This is a genomic window from Kocuria sp. PD6 (assembly GCF_031844145.1).
GTDB lineage: Bacteria > Actinomycetota > Actinomycetes > Actinomycetales > Micrococcaceae > Kocuria > Kocuria marina.
Map to the genome: position 1 here is coordinate 1 of NZ_JAUZUS010000012.1, position 16,129 is coordinate 16,129.

Below are 16,129 nucleotides of genomic sequence, written 5' to 3' on the forward strand. Positions count from 1 at the left end.
CAGAAACCCGAGAACGGACACTTCGTGACCCTCGACGTGTCTGCTGAGACCGGACCGAGGGAACAGTTCCAAGAGGCCTTCTACGGCACTGATTACATGTTCAATCCGCACGAATGGAAATTCATCACTCCGGCCGGGACCACGGCGAACTCGGTGGCATCAGCCGCGTCCTACATGTGCTTGCCCGATGCAGAGCGGATCCCGGAGATGGGGCCCGCCGAGCGTGCGACCGGCAAGATCGTGTTGGACGTGCCCGCGAAAACGGGAACCCTGGTCTATGCGCCCGGTTTCGTGGACCAGGCCTGGGAGTGGAAGTTGTAGGCTCCGTCCTTCGTGGTGCCCGCGCGTAGCGAACGCGCCACGACCACTGCACGACGACGCCGCCCGGGCTCCGCACACGAAGCCCGGGCGTCGTGGTACCCGCGGAGCGCACCCAACGCGGCGTCGGGCACTGCGCGGCGTCGTCGACCGGACCCGGCGACCTTTGCCACTCGGGCACCTCCGAGCACAGGCCCGGACGGCTCCCGGGCAACTCCTAAGAACACGACGGAGCACTACGGGGTGTATTTCCACACGTCAGGCGTAGCATGCCGATTGTTAGGTAGTCTTCTTTCCCTGCCGGACGTCCTTCTGACCATCCTTGAGGCCGCAATGCACTTGATCCCTCGCGAGCAGGAGAAACTGCAGATCGTCGTCGCCGCGGACCTCGCACGCAGACGCCAGGCCCGGGGCCTGAAGCTCAATTACCCGGAGGCCGTGGCGATCATCAGCTACGAACTGATCGAGGGCGCCCGGGACGGCCGCACGGTGGCGGACCTCTTGAGTTGGGGGACCACCATCCTCGGCCGGGACGACGTCATGGAGGGTGTGCCCGAGATGATCTCGGACGTCCAGGTGGAGGCCACCTTCCCGGACGGCACCAACACCGGCGACCGCCCGGTGCAGGTGGGCTCCCACTTCTAATTCGCGGAGGCCAACCCGGCGCTGCGCTTCGATCGCGACGCCGCCCGCGGCTTCCACCTCGACATCCCCGCCGGCACGGCCGTGCGCTTCGAACCGGGGGACAAGAAGACCGTCCGCCTGGTGGCGATGGCCGGTGACCGTGCCGTGTTCGGATTCCGCAACGCCGTTAACGGCCCTCTGGACAGTGAGGAACGCTCATGAGCTTCGAGATGTCCCGGCGGCAGTACGCCGCTCTGTACGGCCCCACCACGGGGGACGCCGTCCGGCTCGCGGACACGGACCTGTTCCTGGAGGTGGAGAAGGACCTCACGAGCCACGGTGACGAGACCGTATTCGGCGGCGGCAAGGTCATCCGCGACGGGATGGGTCAGGACGGCAACACCGTCCGCGACGGCGCCCCGGGTGACCTGGCCGTGGCAGACACCGTGATCACCAACGTGATCGTCCTGGACCACACGGGCATCTACAAGGCGGACGTGGGGCTGCGGGACGGACGGATCCTGGCCATCGGCAAGGCCGGCAACCCCAACATCATGGACGGCGTGGACGTGGTGATCGGTCCCGCGACCGAGGCCGTGGCCGGTGAGGGCCGCATCCTCACCGCCGGGGGCCTGGACACCCACATCCACTTCATCAGCCCCGACCAGTTCGCTACCGCCCTGAACTCGGGGATCACCACCATGATCGGTGGCGGTACCGGACCCGCGGAGGGCACGAAGGCCACGACCATCACGCCCGGGTCCTGGAACCTCGCGAACATGCTGCGCGCCGTCGAGAACTTTCCCATGAACGTGGGCCTGCTGGGCAAGGGGCACGCGAGTGCGGTGGAACCGCTGGCCGAGCAGATCAAAGCCGGGGCCATTGGGCTCAAGGTGCACGAGGACTGGGGCGCCACGCCCGCGGCGATCGACAACTCCTTGAAGGTGGCCGACCATTACGACGTGCAGGTGGCTATCCACACGGACACCCTCAACGAGGCCGGGTTCGTGGAGGACACGATCAAGGCCATCGACGGGCGGGTCTTCCACACGCCCGGAGACGATCGCTGCGGAGGACGTGCTGCAGGACATGGGCATCTTTTCCATCACGAGCTCTGACTCCCAGGCCATGGGCCGCGTGGGGGAAGTGATCCTGCGGACGTGGCAGGTCGCGGACAAGATGAAGAAGCAGCGCGGCAAGCTGGACGGGGACACCGAGCGCGGCGACAACTTCCGGCTCAAGCGCTACATCTCCAAGTACACGATCAACCCCGCGCTCGCCCACGGTGTGGGTGACTACGTGGGCAGTGTGGAGGCCGGGAAGTTCGCGGACCTGGTGCTGTGGGAACCTGCGTTCTTCGGCGTCAAACCGTTCATGGTGTTCAAGGGCGGGCAGGTGGTCTCCTCCCTCATGGGTGATTCCAACGGGTCCATCCCCACGCCCCAGCCCATGACCATGCGCGGTTCGTTCGGCGGGTTGGGTTCCGCGGTGCACTCCTCCTCCATCACGTTCATGTCCCAGGCGGCCGTGGACGCGGGCGTCCCGGAGCAGCTCGGTCTGCGGAAGACCGTCAAGGCGGTCCACGGCATCCGGTCCCTGCGCAAGTCCGACCTCGCGTTCAACGGCGAGACCCCCAAGCTGGACGTGGACCCCGAAACCTACGAGGTGCGCGTGGACGGCGAGAAGGTCACGTGCGAGCCCGTGGACGTGCTCCCCATGGCCCAGCGGTACTTCCTGTTCTGAGCCCACGCGGCCGCCGGCAATCCGCGGACGACGGCGCTCGGCGGGCACCCGGCGCCGCCAACCAGTCGTTACGGGCCCGTCGTTGCCGCCCCGGCACCGGCACCCCGACCAACCATTCCCGACACGTTCCCGACAAGGAGGATCTCGTGATCGTCGACCGCGTCCTGGGCAACCTGGCCGATCTGTCCCCCTCCGAACGGCAGGGGCTGCACGTGGAGAAGGTGGTGCTGCCCAGTTCCGAACTCGTGAAGCGGATCCAGCGCGTGACCACGGATCACGCCCGTACCCTGGGGTTGCGCCTGGACAGTCCGCGCGGCATGGCCGGCGACCTCCAGGACGGGGACATCCTGCTCCGGGACGAGCGCGGCGTCGTCGTCGTGTCCGTCGAGGCCACGGACGTGCTCGTGATCGCCCCGCGCACCATCACCGAGATGGGCGTGACGGCGCACGGGCTGGGCAACCGGCACCTGCAGGCCCAGTTCTTCGACACGTCCTCCGAATACGGCGCAGAGGTCATGGTGGTGCAGTTCGACCACACGGTGACCCAGTACCTGGACGAGCACGGCGTGCCGTACGAGCGGCAGGAACGCGTGATGCCGGTCCCGTTCCGCCACGCGGAGCACACGCACTAGTGGCCGGGGACGCACAGGACTGGGCGGGTTCCCTGTTGCCGCTGCTGCAGATCTGCGATTCCGCGCTGCCCACGGGGGCGTTCGCGCACACGTTCGGCATGGAGACCTACCTGGAACGTGGCACCGTGTCGGACCAAGCGAGCTTCCAGGACTGGCTGGAACGTTTCCTCGACCACCAGCTCGTCTACGCGGACGGTCTGGCCGTGCGGCTCACCGCGGAGTTGTTCGCGGGGACGACGGCGAACGGAGCCTCGGCGGGTACGGCACCTTCCGCGCTGGCGGCCGCCGACGGCGCGGCGTCGCCCGCGGATCCCCCCGCAGCCCCGGCGGACGCGACACCCGACTCCGACTTCGACGCCGGCCTCGTCCGACTCGACGCCCTCATGTTCGCCCAGGCCCTACCGGCCCAGGTGCGACAAGCCGGGCTGACCATGGGACGCCGGCTGCTCGAGATCGGCACGCTGTCCCTACCCGGCCCGGGACTGGAACGCTACGCCCGCCTCGTGGCGGAGGGGACGTGCCGCGGCCACTAGGCGATCGTGTTCGCGCTGATCGGGGTGGACCACGGTGTGCCCCCGGCAGCGATCACGCAGGCCTTCCTGTTCTCCACCCTCACCTCGCTGACCCAGAACGCGGTGCGCGGGATCCCCATCGGGCAGAACGCGGGCCAGCGCACCCTGGGGGCACTGCGCCCCCGGGTCGCGGCCGCGTGGGAACGCATCTCCGCACTCGACATGTCCGATCTGGGCGTGGTCTCCCCGGGGTTGGAGATCGCCCAGATGCACCACGAAACCCAACGCGCGCGCATGTTCATGAGCTGAACCGCGCCACCGAACGTACGGAGGAATAAACCACATGACGGCAGTGAAGATCGGGATCGGCGGACCGGTGGGCGCGGGCAAGACCCAGTTGATCGAACGCCTCACCCGGGCGCTGAGCCAGGACATCTCCATGGCGGCGATCACCAACGACATCTACACGATCGAGGACGCCAAGATCCTCTCCCGCAACAGCGTGCTGCCCCTGGACAGGATCGTGGGACTCGAGACCGGCGGGTGCCCCCACACCGCGATCCGCGAGGACACCTCCATGAACCAGGCGGCGATCGACCGGTTGGAGCAGGAGCACCCGGACCTCGAGGTCGTGTTCGTGGAATCCGGCGGGGACAACCTCTCCGCCACGTTCAGCCCCGAGCTCGTGGACTTCCCGATCTACATCATCGACGTGGCCCAGGGCGAGAAGATCCCCCGCAAGGCCGGCCAGGGCATGATCAAGTCCGATCTGTTCATCATCAACAAGACGGACCTGGCGCCGCACGTGGGGGCGGACCTCACGGTCATGGAGGCCGATTCCCGCCAGTTCCGCGGGGACAAGGCGTTCTGCTTCACCAATCTGAAGACGGACGAGGGCCTCGAGCACGTGATCAAGTGGTTGCGCCACGACGTCCTCATGCAGGACCTCGCGTGAGCCCAGCCGCACCGGTGACCGACACGCACGCCTCCGCCGCGCCGACGGCCACGCGGGACTGTTGTTGATCGCGGGGCTGCTCGCGGTGTGGGGGATCTTCGCCCTGGTTCATCGCTCGTCGTGGCGGGCCTCCCCCGCCCTCCACTGACGGGAGCGTAGCGCCAGAACGGTCCACGTGACGAGTACGAAGGGCCACGTGTACGGCGCGACCCCCACGGCCGTGATGACCCACCACAGCGGCACGGTGAGCGCGGCGGCCAGGACGGGCACCCCGATCCGCAGGATGCGGGACCCCCGCGCGGGGAACGCGACACCGAGCGCCACGGTCACGAGCATCGCGCCGTAGCCCAGCAACCCGGATGCGGCGGGGCCCTGCCCGATCCCCACGAACCCGGCGAGCGTGCCCACCAGGGTCCCGGTCGCCGCCCACACACCGGCCCGCCACCCGGCGGCGAACATCCCGCGAGCACCAACAACCCGCCTAGCACGGAACCGCCCAGGATTACCTGGTGCGCTCCCCGCACGGCCCCGGCGAGTACGTCGTGCACGGGGGAGCCCAGGGGCACCACGGCTCCCTGGGTCCGTTCGAACGGGACCGCAACGGCCACCGCAATGCTGTTGACCAGGCAGAACGGCCCCGTGAGCAGCGGAAGGGATTCGGGCCACGAGAACTTGGGGCGCCCCACACGATCAGCGCGCAGACCGCCGAACCCGCAAGGGTCCACAACGCCGCGGGGATCCCGGGCCCGCACGCGAGCACCGCGGCACACCCCGTCAGGGCACCGTTGAACCCGTGCAATCCCTGGTCTACCTCTGCGGGGATCACCCCGGCTCGGCTCCGGGCCAGGGCCCTCGCACCGACCCGTGAGCTCTCGGGATCGTGTCCCGGGATGCCACTCCGGGCCCGGGTCCCGCCCTCCCGGAGACGGTGCAGGCCCCGCGCGTCGTCCCACCCGGCGAGCGCCAGCGCACACCCTGCCTGGACCGCCGCCCCCGCGAGCGCGGCGAGCGCGAACCACGCGGACGCCACCGTCATGGCGGCGAGCGCGAACACCGCGGGGCCCCATCCGGCCTGCAGGAAGATCTGGCCTTGGGCCCGGACGATGCCGCGGAGGAAGTTCATGCCCCTATCCTCCTACCGTCATCCCCAGGTCGCGACCCATGTCCCGGGTGCAGCACCCATGACATGCGCCACGGATCCCACGCGGTGCCACCCGGCGGCGCACACACGGATACCCTCGAACCACTGACCCCGCTCACCGGAAGCCGCCCATGTTGATCCTCATCGCCGCCCTGCTCGCCGTGCTCGTGGGTACCGTCCTGCAACGGGTGTCCGGCACCGGGGTGGGCCTCGTGGTGGCACCGGTGCTGTCCCTGATCATGGGTCCCGGCCCGGGAGTCCTCGCGACGAACGCGGCCACCACGTGCTCCGGTTTCCTGATCACCCTGTCCGTGCGCCGATTCGTGGAATGGCGGCACGCGGCGGTGCTGGTCGCGTCCGCCGTGCCCGGGATCGTGGCCGGAGCGCTCGTGGTGCGCTGGGTGCCGAGCGCGTGGTTGCAGGTGGCCGTGGGTGCGGTGGTGCTCGCGGGCCTCGCGGTCACGCGCTTCTCCCCCGCGACCCCCGAGCTCTCCCGCCGCAAGGCCATGGTCCCGACCGGGGTGATCGGGGGATTCTTCAACTCCACCGCGGGTGTGGCGGCCCCCGCCATGGTGATCTACTCGCGCGTGACCCGCTGGGACCAACACCGGTTCGCGGCCACGATGCAGCCCGTATTCATGTCCATGGGGGCCTTGTCGGTGGTCTCCAAACTCGCGGCCGGGGTGCACTTCGCCCTGCCCGTCCCCGCGCTCGCGGCCGTGGGCGCGCTCGTGCTCACGGTCCTGGCCGGGATCGCGGTGGGGACCTGGCTGTCCCGCCACCTCACCAAGGCGACCGCGCAGAAACTGGCCATGGCGCTCGCGGCCGCGGGCGGCGTCGTCGTCCTGCTGCGCGGCGCGGCGACCCTGGTCCTCGGCTGAGCACGGCCGCCCCGCGACGACCCGGCATCACCCGCCGTACGGGCGCATTCGTCACGGGACGACGACGCCGCTGCCCCTGCTACCGCGCGGCCGCCGCCTCGAGCGCGTCCAGGTCGCGCACCTCGTGCCGCCGCCCGTAGGCCATGACGCCCAGGCACAGGGCCGCGATCACGGCGCCGGAGGCGAACAGCCACGGGTAGGACGTGAACCGGGCGATCAGTGCGAGGACCATGGGCACGAAGAAGCCCATGTAGGTCAGGGAGTAGAAGACCGCGGTGAGTCCCGCGAGGTCGTCCGGGCGGGCGATGCGTTGGACCTCCTGCAACCCGGAGACCAGTACGAGCCCGTAGCCGCAACCCAGGACCCCGGAGGCCGCGAGGACCACCAGGATGTTCAGGGTCGAGGCGGCGGCCACCGCGGTGAGCATGCCCAGGATCACCGCGACCATGCCCACGGCGAGCGAACGGATGGAACCGTCCCGGTCCAGATGACGGCCCAGGGGCTGGATGAAGAACCCGCAGCCCAGGCCCACCAGGCACATGAGCCCCGAGAACGCGATGCCGTAGTCCGGGCCCACGACGTCCGCCATGAGCGCCGGGAGGATCGCGTACGAGGACGCCGCACATCCGAACACCCAGGGCGCGGACGGCGCCACCACGAACCAGAACCGGTGCTGACGCGTGGCCGGGATCTTCAGATCGGACAGGAGGGAGCCGTGCGGTGCGCTTGCGTAGCGGGTCTCGGGTGCTCCCGCGACAAGCAGGACCGCGGGCAGACAGATCAAGAGGTTGATCACGTACGGCAACACGGTTTGCAGCGGGGCGAACTGGGCGAGCGTCGCTGCGATCACGGCACCCAGGGCGAATCCGGCCGTGAGCGACAGGGACGCCCTGCGAGCGCCCGAGACCCGCTCCGGGTGCTCCTCGTACGGCCGGTCGGAGAGCTCCTTGATCCACGAGGTCCCCACGGCCATGCCCAGTCCCAGGGCCAGCCCGGAGAAGACCCGGCCCACGAAAAGCAGCACCAGACTCCCGGCCCCCATGGCCAACAGGATGCTGCCCACCATCGCGAGGATGGGCGCGGGGATCATCAGTGCCCGCCGCCCGTGCCGATCGGACAACGGCCCGCCGATCAACAGGGCCGGCACGATCCCCAGGACGTACGCGGCCAGGAGCATGTCCACGGCCACCTGTTCGTACCCCTCCACCGTGCGGTACATGACGAGCAACGGGGTGAACTCGTTGCCACCCCACGCCACCGCCAACAGCGCCGAACTGACCCTCATCCAGGGTTTCACACTCATGACACGATCCCTTCGTACACGCGCTGCAAATGCTCCGCCAACAGGGCTTCCACCCGTTCCGTATCTTTTTCCCGAATGCCCGCCACGATCTCCGCGTGCTGCGCCAGGATCTCGTCAGACCGCTCCTGGGCCGTGCGCACCGCGGTGGCGATCAACCGGATCTGCCGGTCCCGCAACCCTTGGTAGAAACCGCTCAACAGACTGTTGCCCGCGGCCTCCACGAGAGCGGTGTGGAACGCGGCATCCAGCTCACCGAATCGCGGCGTGCCCGCAGCCTTTCGCTGCTGTTCCAGGAGGTCGGCGAGGGTGTCGGGCAGATCGGGATCCCCGATCGCCTCCTTCACGCTCGCGCATTCCACGACCCGCCGCGCAGCGAGCACCTCGCGGGACTCGTGCGGGCCCACCGGCACCACGAGCGCACCACGCTTGGGGTAGAGCCGCATGAGCCCCTCCACCTGGAGCCGCAGGAACGCCTCACGGACCGGAGTCCGGGAGACCCCCAGCTCCGTGGCGAAGACGCCCTCGGACAACATGTGCCCGTCCAGCTCACCCGTGAGGATCCTGGCCTTGACGTGCTCGTACGCGCGCTCGGCCGCGTTGTACGCCATGGTGCTCCCTGTTCGACGTCGCTCCGGCCGGTTCCGTACCCGCTGGCACGGCCGCGTGCCCCGGGGTGTGGGGCGAGCGGCAACCCGCGGCGATCAGTCCGCGGGTTGCATAGATACAAGCTGCATACTAAGTGTCGCACGTCACGCGGGCAACCGGGACGAGTGGCTCCGCAGCGTCGTCGAACTCTGCTGCGCCGCCGCAATCCGTAGCGCGGTGGAACTCTGCCGATCCGAACCCACGGGACCGAGGCCCGTGCCGGATCAGTGCTCCATCTCGTACAGCCGCCGGGCCCGGACGCGCGCCTCGTGGTGCACGGCGGCGTCGGGATTCACGAGTCGGTAGCACGCGAAACCCAGCAGCACCGCGATCGCGTGTCCGATGGCCGTCCATCCGAAATCCAGGACCATTCCCCCCGGCCGCCGCGGCCACGAGCCCGGCGGCCCACAGGAGCCTGCGGCGCGCGGAACCGTGATAGGTGGCCAGCGCGGCGAACGCGAAGAACCCGTAGCTCGCGCCCACGTCGATCCGTTCCGGGATCAGGTCGGGGTTCGGGAAGGCCTGGGCCTCCCACATCTGCAGTGCCGCGGTGGACACGGTGGCACCCACGTGCCCGATCACGAAGCCGGCGAACACGCGCCGCCACCCGGAGCGATGTTCCCTGGGCGCCACGACCAGGGAGAACGCGATCCACCACACCGCGAGCTCGATGGGTGAGACGTACATGGCGCTGCGCAGCAGAACGGTCACCGGATTAATGCCCAGCTAATGCAGACTCGTGGACTGCTCCACGAGGAACTCTCCCTCGCCGAGCGCGCCCTGCCGCTCGTGGTCGTGGCGTTCGACCAGCACGCCCCGCAGCAGAGCCCGGACACCGTGAACGGCATGGCGGTCGCGGGCGGGTTGATCCCCGCGGTGATCTTCCTGATCGTCATGCTCATCATGGCCGGCTACCCGCTCACGGAGGCAAAGTTCAAGGACATCATCAAGTCCATCGAGGCCAACCGTTCGCTGCGTCGCGAGCAGCTGCACCCCGGTGAGGTCCCGGCTCCCGCGGGGGCCCGCACCGACCGCCCCGGCCCCACGGCCCGGAATTCCCACCCCATGACCACCCAGGGCCCGTCCGTGCCGTCCGAGCGCGGCGACGGGTCCGGCCCGTCCACACGCTGATCCGCCATAATCGAGCGGGCCCACCGTTCCAGAGAGGAAACACCATGAAGATCACCGAAGCCAAGGTCATCGTCACCAGTCCCTCACGCAACTTCGTGACGCTCAAGCTCACGACCGACGAGGGTGTCACCGGGATCGGTGACGCGACCCTCAACGGCCGCGAACTGGCGGTGGCCACGTACCTGTCCGACCACGCGGCACCCCTGCTGATCGACCGCGACCCGGCAAACATCGAGGACACGTGGCAGTTCCTGTACCGCTCCGGCTACTGGCGCCGCGGCCCCGTGACCATGGCCGCGATCGCCGCGGTGGACATGGCCCTGTGGGACATCAAGGGCAAGGTGGCCGGCATGCCGGTGTACCAGCTGCTCGGTGGCGCCTCCCGCCGCGGGCTGTCCACGTACGGCCACGCCTCCGGGCGGGACACCGAGGAGATCTTCGACTCGATCCGCTCCGAGCAGGAGCACGGCTACACCGCGATCCGCGTGCAGTCCTCGGTCCCGGGGATCACCGCGCTGTACGGCGTGGCCGCCCAGCCGCAGGCCTCCGGCGAGCGCTCCGACTACCAGCCGGCACAGCGTGCCGCGCTGCCCGCGGAGGAGAACTGGGACACCCGCCCGTACCTGCGCCACATTCCGTCCGTCTTCGAGGCCGTGCGCAACGAGTTCGGCCCGGAGCTGCCCCTGTTGCACGACGGCCGCCACCGCATGACTCCCATCCAGGCCGCCAAGCTCGGCAAGTCGCTCGAGCCCTACGACCTGTTCTGGCTCGAGGACTGCACCCCGGCGGAGAACCAGGAGGCCCTGCGGCTGGTGCGTCAGCACACCACGCAGCCGCTCGCCATCGGCAAGGTCTTCAACACGATCTGGGACATCAAGGACATGATCTCCGAACAGCTGATCGACTACGTGCGCTGCGCGTCCACGCGCTTCGGCGGGATCTCCCCGCTGAAGAAGGTCATGGACTATGCCGCGATGTACCAGGTCAAGTCCGGCTTCCACGGCTCCACGGACGTCTCCCCCGTGGGCTTCGCGGCGCAGCTGCACGTGGGCATGGCCATCCACAACTTCGGCCTGCAGGAGTACATGCCTCACTCGGAGAAGACCAACCAGGTTTTCCGTCAGCACATGACGTTCGAGAACGGTCTGCTGCACCCCTCCGACACCCCGGGCCTGGGCGTGGAGATCGACGAGGATGAGGCGGAGAAGTACGAATACACCACCGCGCACCTGCCCTACAACCGCCTCACCGACGGCACGGTGCACGACCGGTGAGCGGGGTGAGCACGGACATCGCACCGCTCGTGGTGGTCATGGGCGTCTCGGGGTCGGGCAAGACCACGATCGGCACGCTCGTGGCCCACGAGCTGGGTGTGGACTTCGTCGACGGGGACAGCCTGCACCCCATCGAGAACGTCCAGAAAATGGCCTCGGGCACGCCGCTCGACGACGACGACCGCTGGCCCTGGCTCGAGATCGTGGGCCGCACACTGCACGAGCGGGGTGAACAGCACGAGGGCATGGTGATCGCGTGCTCCGCGCTCAAGCGCAAGTACCGGGAACGGATCCGCTCGCAAGCGCCGTCGGCGTTGTTCCTGCACCTGGACGGGTCCGTGGCGGTGCTGACCCGGCGGATCGAGGGCCGCAGCGGGCACTTCATGCCGGCCACGCTGTTGCAGTCCCAGCTGGACACCCTCGAGCCGCTCGCGCAGGAGGAGGGCGGCTACAAGCTCGACATCGATCAGTCCGTGCCGGACATGGTGAACGAGGCGGTGACCAAGCTGCGGGCCATGGCGGCGGCGAACTCGTAGTCCGCGCCTTCGCGGTGAGCATCCGAAGCGTCCCAGGGTGCTCGACAGGGCACCCCGGGACGCTTCTTCAATGCGCGTGCCCGTCCGCGACCCGGGACGACGGCGCTGGGCCCGGCGCCGCCGTCAGCCTCGCCGGGTCGCCGGCACCGAACCGGTAGTCCCGCCCTTCACCCCCTGCGCAGCAGGACCGCGACCTCGTAGTGTCCGGTGTGGGGAAACATGTCCAGCAGTCGTGCTTCCACGGGCCGCAAGGACGGCATCCGGCCCAGGTCCCGCGCGAGCGTCGTGGCGTTGCACGACGAGTACACGACATGATCCACCGATGAGTTCTCGAGCCACGCACACAGGGACGCTTCCAGCCCGCGGCGGGGCGGGTTGACGATCGCGAGCTCCGGGGTGCCGGGCAGATCCGCGGGGGTCGCGGCGGCGTCGTCGGCGAGGAAACGCACGGAGCCCGGACCCTCATCCGGTAGCTCCATGGCGCGGGCGGTGTCCCGGGCGGAGGCCACGGCCTCGGCGGAGATCTCGGTGCCCACGACCTCGCGCGTGGGAGCGGCGACGTGCAGCGCGAAACCCCCGACCCCGCAGTACAGGTCCCACACGCTCGCCGGGTCCACGGCGTCCACCCAGTCCGCGACCTGGCGGTACAGCTGCTCCGTGACCCGTGTGTTCGTCTGGAAGAACGAGCGCGGCCGGACTCGCAGGTCGATGCCGTTGACCGGCATGATCAGCTCGCCCTGCCGCGAGAGCAGGATCTCCTCGGCGCCCTCGATCACGGCCTTGTGCTCGGGCTGGATGTTCACGGAGAGCACGTCCGCGTGCGGCACGAGCTCGCGCAGCAGATCCGTGTTGTCCCGGATCTTGGCCAGCTGCCCGGTGCTGCGCAGCACGAACCGGATCATGAGCCGCCCGTCCGGGTTCCCCGTGACGATCAGGTGTTTGAGCTCGCCGCGCCGTTTGGCCACGTCGTACGGCAACAGCCGCACCCTCGCGATGAACTCGGCGAGCGCGTGGATCGCGCGCGTCACGGGTTCGGGGTAGAGCGGGCAGTCGCGCAGGTCGATCCCACGGCCCCCGCGGTCCAGGATGCCTAGGGTCGGTGCGCCGACCTTCCCAGCCACGACCATCTTGGCCTTGTTGCGGAACCCCGCCTCCACGGACGCGACCGGCTCGAGCCACCGCGGCTCACCGTGTGAGTCCACGAGGTCGCGCACGAGCTGTTGTTTGCGAGCGAGCTGCCGCGCGTAGGGTACCTCGATCACCGTGCAGGATCGGCACAGGTCCCGATCGTAATATCCGCATTCCACCCGCTCGATTCTACGACGACGCCGCACGCGCCCCTTCCCCACTCGGGCCGCCCGCCCGCTGGTAATCCCGGCGGTATCGTGACAGCGTGGCACGGACACCGCCCCTTCCGCCCGAGGACCTGCCATGAGCACCCCACACCCCTCCCCCGCCGCGATGCGCGGCCGCAAGGACCCCGCACTGGGCGTCCGCCCGGTGGACTACACCTCGTGGCGCCCTTCCGAGCGGCAAGGGGACGCGGACGCCGCCGGCGATGACTCCGAACCTCGGGCCGGAGCAGCGCCGGACGGGACGCCTCGGTCAGGTCCCGGGCCCCGAACAGTTCCCGGCGCGGACGGCACCCGTGCTGTTCCTGCCGCGGGCGGGGCACCCAAACCGGGCCCCGGGCCGCGCACGGTCCCCGCCGGGGAACCCACCACGCCCATCGCGTCCGAAGCACCACGCGAGCTCACGGTGGACCCGCAGCTCGCAGAGTTCGTTCGCCTGTTGCGCGCCGGCATCACCCCCGACACCACTGCCCCCGAGCGTGCGTTCTACACCGTCGACTCCGATCTGTCGGGGGCCCCGGCGCTCGAGGTGCCCGCGGACGGCGTCGTCGTACAGGGCGTGTGGGACGTGAGCGAGAGCGCGCTGCAAGCCGTCGTGGCGGACCCCGAGGACACCTGGACCGCGGACCTCGGGCGCACCGACTACTACGTGCGCGGCCGGCTGTGCGTGCAGGTGACCCGGGCGGAGCACCGCGTGGTGGGGATCTACCGCAGCGGGTGGGCGATCGCCCGGCGCCCGGACGAGACCTGGGCGGACACCCCCGACTCCCTCGAGCACACCGGCGCGAAACCCGGGGGCAGCGGCACCCGCTATCCCACCAACCGCAGGGAACTGCTCGAACGGTTGCGCGGGGCGGGCTTCGAGGTCACCACGTCCGGGCCCACCCACGGGAAGATCACCCACCCGGACGTCCCCGGTAGGTTCCTGCCGTTCTCCTCGACGCCGTCCTCGCAGCGCTATGGCCGCCACGTGACCACCGCGGTGAAGCGGGTCTTCGGGATCGACCTGCGGGACCCCGCGAAAACCCGGTAACTGCCCTAAGTACCCCCTAAAGGGAGGGCAGGCATTTCCCCTCGGGAACCCCGGAATCACGTACCAAAGGCGTATGCTTTTGCACAGTTCACTCCGCCCGTCCCGGGGAAAATGGTTAGTCTGGGCAAAAGTTCGTCAGGGGGCAAGCGCGCCGAGGTTCTTGGGGAAGAACCGGACGCCCACGGCGGAGACACGTATTGCTTGGGGGATCATTCATGCTCACGTACTCGCAGCTGCGCCGTTCCAGGCCCGGCCACCGCTCACGCGTTCGCGAGGAGGACTCCGTACGCCACGGGTGGGTGCCTGCCGGGAACCGGTGGATCGCGGTGGACGTGCACGAACCCACGGCCACCGAGCGCGGCGGGACCATCATCATCGTGGGGTCCCCGGGACGCGAGCGCGTGACCCTGACCCGCAGCATGATCCACACAGCCCGGGCGCTGGCCGCTCACGGGTGGCGTGTGGTGCGCCTCGACTGGTCCGGGACCGGTCAGAGCCCCACCGCCGAGGAAGCCGTGGACGCCGGACTGTGGGTCGACGACCTGACCACCGTCCGCGATTGGGCGAGCTCCCACGGTCCCGTCCACGGGGTGGGCTTCAGCCTGGGCGGCACCGTGCTCGCCGCCACCGAGGATCATGGCTGGGCCTCCCGGCTGGTGCTGGCCCCCGTGTCCGGTAAGCAGTGGGTGCGCCACCAGAGCGCGCTGCGCCGCATGGGCGGGCCCGACCTACCTCCCCGCGTGAGCGAGGGCACGGAACTGATGAACCTGCAGCTGTCCTCGCACGGCGCGGCCGCGCTCAAGGCGCTTCCCGAGCCCGCGGACGGTCCCGATCGTCGGATCCGCATCCTGTCCGACGAAGAAGCAGGCGCACTCCCGATCAACGTGCACCCCCGCGCGGCCGCCGTCCCCGCCCGTCTGATCGCCACCGTGCGTACCGCGCTGGACGCCGCCCCGGCCGGGACGACGCCGGATGACACCGCTCGTCCCGACGGGGACGGCCTGGTCCCCGAGCAGGAGATCACCGTGGACGTGGCCGGGACACCCGTGGTGCTGCGGCGCTCGACCAGCGGGGCCGCCCGACGCCCGGCCATCATCACCGAGCCGGTGACCCGCGACCACGACGCCCCCGGGCTGGCGTTCATCTCCCCGGGTTCGGAGGTCATGGAGGCCTCCGGCGGTCTGTGGCTGCGCACCGCGCTGCTCGCGTCCGCGCGCGGCGCCGTGTGCTTGCTCGCCGAACGCTCCGACACCGGTGAGCTCGTGCGCTCGGACATCACGCAGGACTCCAACCCGTACGCTCACCACACGCTCACCGAGTCCCGGGAACTCGTGATGCACCTGAGCAAACTCACGGACGGTCCGCTCCTGGGGGCGGGCATCTGTCTGGGCGCGTGGGGCCTGGTGGCCTCGGCCCACGGACTGCCCGCAACCGTGAGCGAACGACTCACGCTCATGGTCATCAACAACGTTGCGTGGCAGCGGGCACCGTGGCGCTACTGGCGCCAGGGCCTGCGCGGCGGCCCCCTGGCCCCAACCCTGCCCGGGCAGGACGAGGCGGCGGCAGCGCGGTCGTCCGCGCCCGCCGCCGACGACGCACCCGCCGGCTCCCGCTGGGATGCCGTCCTGGCCGGGCTCAACGCCTACGTGGGGACGACGGCGCGCACCGTGGTACGCGGCACCCGTCACCGCGCCCGCAACGCGTCACCTCGGGTCAATGCGCTCGCGGCCGGGGTAGGGGTCATCGACGTCCCGCAACCCACGCTGCGCCGGCTCGCCAAGATCCCCGGACTCACGGTGGACGCGGTCTTCGGACCCGCCGATGCCAAGCACTGCGGGGTCACACCCCAGCGCCTGGGCCCGCGCAGCACGCTCACCGTCCTGGACCCGTTGGACCACTCGCTGTTCGCCACGGAATCGTGCCGCCGGATGGTGGATTACGTCCTGGCGTACGTGCCCGAGGTGTGAACCGCGGCGTGTACGGGACAGCGGGCCGATGACAGCCGCCGGCAAATGGCTCAGGAGCCCCGCACGGGTGGCGTTGCCAGCA

The 16,129-nt window shown here is 69.7% G+C and carries 16 protein-coding genes and 4 pseudogenes; 13 read left to right on the forward strand and 7 right to left on the reverse strand.

The window, feature by feature from the left end; genetic code table 11:
• The 7 genes and pseudogenes from Q9R22_RS11060 to ureG all read left to right on the forward strand — a co-directional run.
• On the forward strand, positions 1 to 321 hold a 321-nt coding region (locus Q9R22_RS11060), incomplete at its 5' end, for a hypothetical protein (protein ID WP_311254204.1).
• A 330-nt stretch (positions 322 to 651) separates the two neighbouring features.
• Entirely contained in the window at positions 652 to 963 is a 312-nt protein-coding gene (locus Q9R22_RS11065; RefSeq protein WP_131333572.1) for an urease subunit gamma, read from the forward strand.
• 12 nt (positions 964 to 975) lie between these two features.
• Positions 976 to 1,164: pseudogene (locus Q9R22_RS11070) on the forward strand (urease subunit beta); the annotation flags it as partial.
• Positions 1,161 to 2,685, forward strand: a pseudogene (locus Q9R22_RS11075) (urease subunit alpha). The pseudogenes Q9R22_RS11070 and Q9R22_RS11075, both read left to right, overlap by 4 nt.
• Positions 2,686 to 2,831: 146 nt before the next feature.
• Positions 2,832 to 3,317: an urease accessory protein UreE gene (ureE, locus tag Q9R22_RS11080; protein WP_131333574.1), complete on the forward strand. Its 486-nt coding sequence runs from the start codon at positions 2,832 to 2,834 to the stop codon at positions 3,315 to 3,317.
• A 50-nt stretch (positions 3,318 to 3,367) separates the two neighbouring features.
• Positions 3,368 to 4,138: pseudogene (locus tag Q9R22_RS11085) on the forward strand (urease accessory protein UreF).
• A gap of 34 nt (positions 4,139 to 4,172) precedes the next feature.
• A complete protein-coding gene (ureG, locus tag Q9R22_RS11090) occupies positions 4,173 to 4,784 on the forward strand; it encodes an urease accessory protein UreG (protein WP_131333577.1) in 612 nt (203 codons plus the stop codon).
• A gap of 108 nt (positions 4,785 to 4,892) precedes the next feature.
• Here ureG and Q9R22_RS11095 read toward each other — a convergent pair whose 3' ends face one another.
• Positions 4,893 to 5,243 (reverse strand): urea transporter, encoded by a 351-nt coding sequence (locus Q9R22_RS11095; protein ID WP_311254205.1) that lies wholly within the window; start codon positions 5,241 to 5,243, stop codon positions 4,893 to 4,895.
• A 43-nt stretch (positions 5,244 to 5,286) separates the two neighbouring features.
• Positions 5,287 to 5,907 carry an urea transporter gene (locus Q9R22_RS13335; protein ID WP_165489818.1) on the reverse strand — a complete coding sequence of 207 codons (621 nt, stop codon included), beginning with the start codon at positions 5,905 to 5,907 and terminating at the stop codon, positions 5,287 to 5,289.
• A 149-nt stretch (positions 5,908 to 6,056) separates the two neighbouring features.
• On the opposite strand from Q9R22_RS13335, the gene Q9R22_RS11100 reads away from it, so the two are divergent.
• Positions 6,057 to 6,806 (forward strand): sulfite exporter TauE/SafE family protein, encoded by a 750-nt coding sequence (locus tag Q9R22_RS11100; RefSeq protein ID WP_064845599.1) that lies wholly within the window; start codon positions 6,057 to 6,059, stop codon positions 6,804 to 6,806.
• Between the two features lie 79 nt (positions 6,807 to 6,885).
• Here the strand turns inward: Q9R22_RS11100 and Q9R22_RS11105 are convergent, their stop codons facing one another.
• From Q9R22_RS11105 to Q9R22_RS11120, 4 genes and pseudogenes are all read right to left on the reverse strand, one after another.
• Complete coding sequence (locus Q9R22_RS11105) at positions 6,886 to 8,109, reverse strand: MFS transporter (protein ID WP_131333581.1); 1,224 nt, start codon at positions 8,107 to 8,109, stop codon at positions 6,886 to 6,888.
• Positions 8,106 to 8,717 (reverse strand): GntR family transcriptional regulator, encoded by a 612-nt coding sequence (locus Q9R22_RS11110; protein WP_131333583.1) that lies wholly within the window; start codon positions 8,715 to 8,717, stop codon positions 8,106 to 8,108. The genes Q9R22_RS11105 and Q9R22_RS11110 overlap by 4 nt, the downstream gene beginning before the upstream one ends.
• A 261-nt stretch (positions 8,718 to 8,978) precedes the next feature.
• Positions 8,979 to 9,125 (reverse strand): hypothetical protein, encoded by a 147-nt coding sequence (locus tag Q9R22_RS11115; RefSeq protein WP_165489819.1) that lies wholly within the window; start codon positions 9,123 to 9,125, stop codon positions 8,979 to 8,981.
• Positions 9,126 to 9,198: 73 nt separating this feature from the next.
• A pseudogene (locus Q9R22_RS11120) lies at positions 9,199 to 9,441 on the reverse strand (hypothetical protein); the annotation flags it as partial.
• A 42-nt stretch (positions 9,442 to 9,483) separates the two neighbouring features.
• On the opposite strand from Q9R22_RS11120, the gene Q9R22_RS11125 reads away from it, so the two are divergent.
• From Q9R22_RS11125 to Q9R22_RS11135, 3 genes are read left to right on the forward strand one after another with little or no spacing between them, the layout of a single operon-like run.
• Positions 9,484 to 9,885, forward strand: a complete 402-nt coding sequence (locus Q9R22_RS11125) for a hypothetical protein (RefSeq protein ID WP_131333585.1) — start codon at positions 9,484 to 9,486, stop codon at positions 9,883 to 9,885.
• A 44-nt stretch (positions 9,886 to 9,929) separates the two neighbouring features.
• Positions 9,930 to 11,159 (forward strand): D-mannonate dehydratase ManD, encoded by a 1,230-nt coding sequence (gene manD / locus Q9R22_RS11130; protein ID WP_131333587.1) that lies wholly within the window; start codon positions 9,930 to 9,932, stop codon positions 11,157 to 11,159.
• Positions 11,160 to 11,164: 5 nt separating this feature from the next.
• Complete coding sequence (locus Q9R22_RS11135) at positions 11,165 to 11,695, forward strand: gluconokinase (RefSeq protein WP_239321268.1); 531 nt, start codon at positions 11,165 to 11,167, stop codon at positions 11,693 to 11,695.
• Between the two features lie 167 nt (positions 11,696 to 11,862).
• On the opposite strand, the gene rlmC is transcribed toward Q9R22_RS11135, so the two are convergent.
• Complete coding sequence (gene rlmC / locus Q9R22_RS11140; protein ID WP_131333589.1) at positions 11,863 to 13,002, reverse strand: 23S rRNA (uracil(747)-C(5))-methyltransferase RlmC; 1,140 nt, start codon at positions 13,000 to 13,002, stop codon at positions 11,863 to 11,865.
• 124 nt (positions 13,003 to 13,126) lie between these two features.
• Here rlmC and Q9R22_RS11145 point away from each other — a divergent pair, with 124 nt between their 5' ends.
• Positions 13,127 to 14,080 carry a hypothetical protein gene (locus Q9R22_RS11145; RefSeq protein ID WP_242670499.1) on the forward strand — a complete coding sequence of 318 codons (954 nt, stop codon included), beginning with the start codon at positions 13,127 to 13,129 and terminating at the stop codon, positions 14,078 to 14,080.
• Positions 14,081 to 14,295: 215 nt separating this feature from the next.
• Positions 14,296 to 16,047: an alpha/beta hydrolase gene (locus tag Q9R22_RS11150; protein ID WP_131333591.1), complete on the forward strand. Its 1,752-nt coding sequence runs from the start codon at positions 14,296 to 14,298 to the stop codon at positions 16,045 to 16,047.
• Positions 16,048 to 16,129 lie beyond the last annotated feature (82 nt).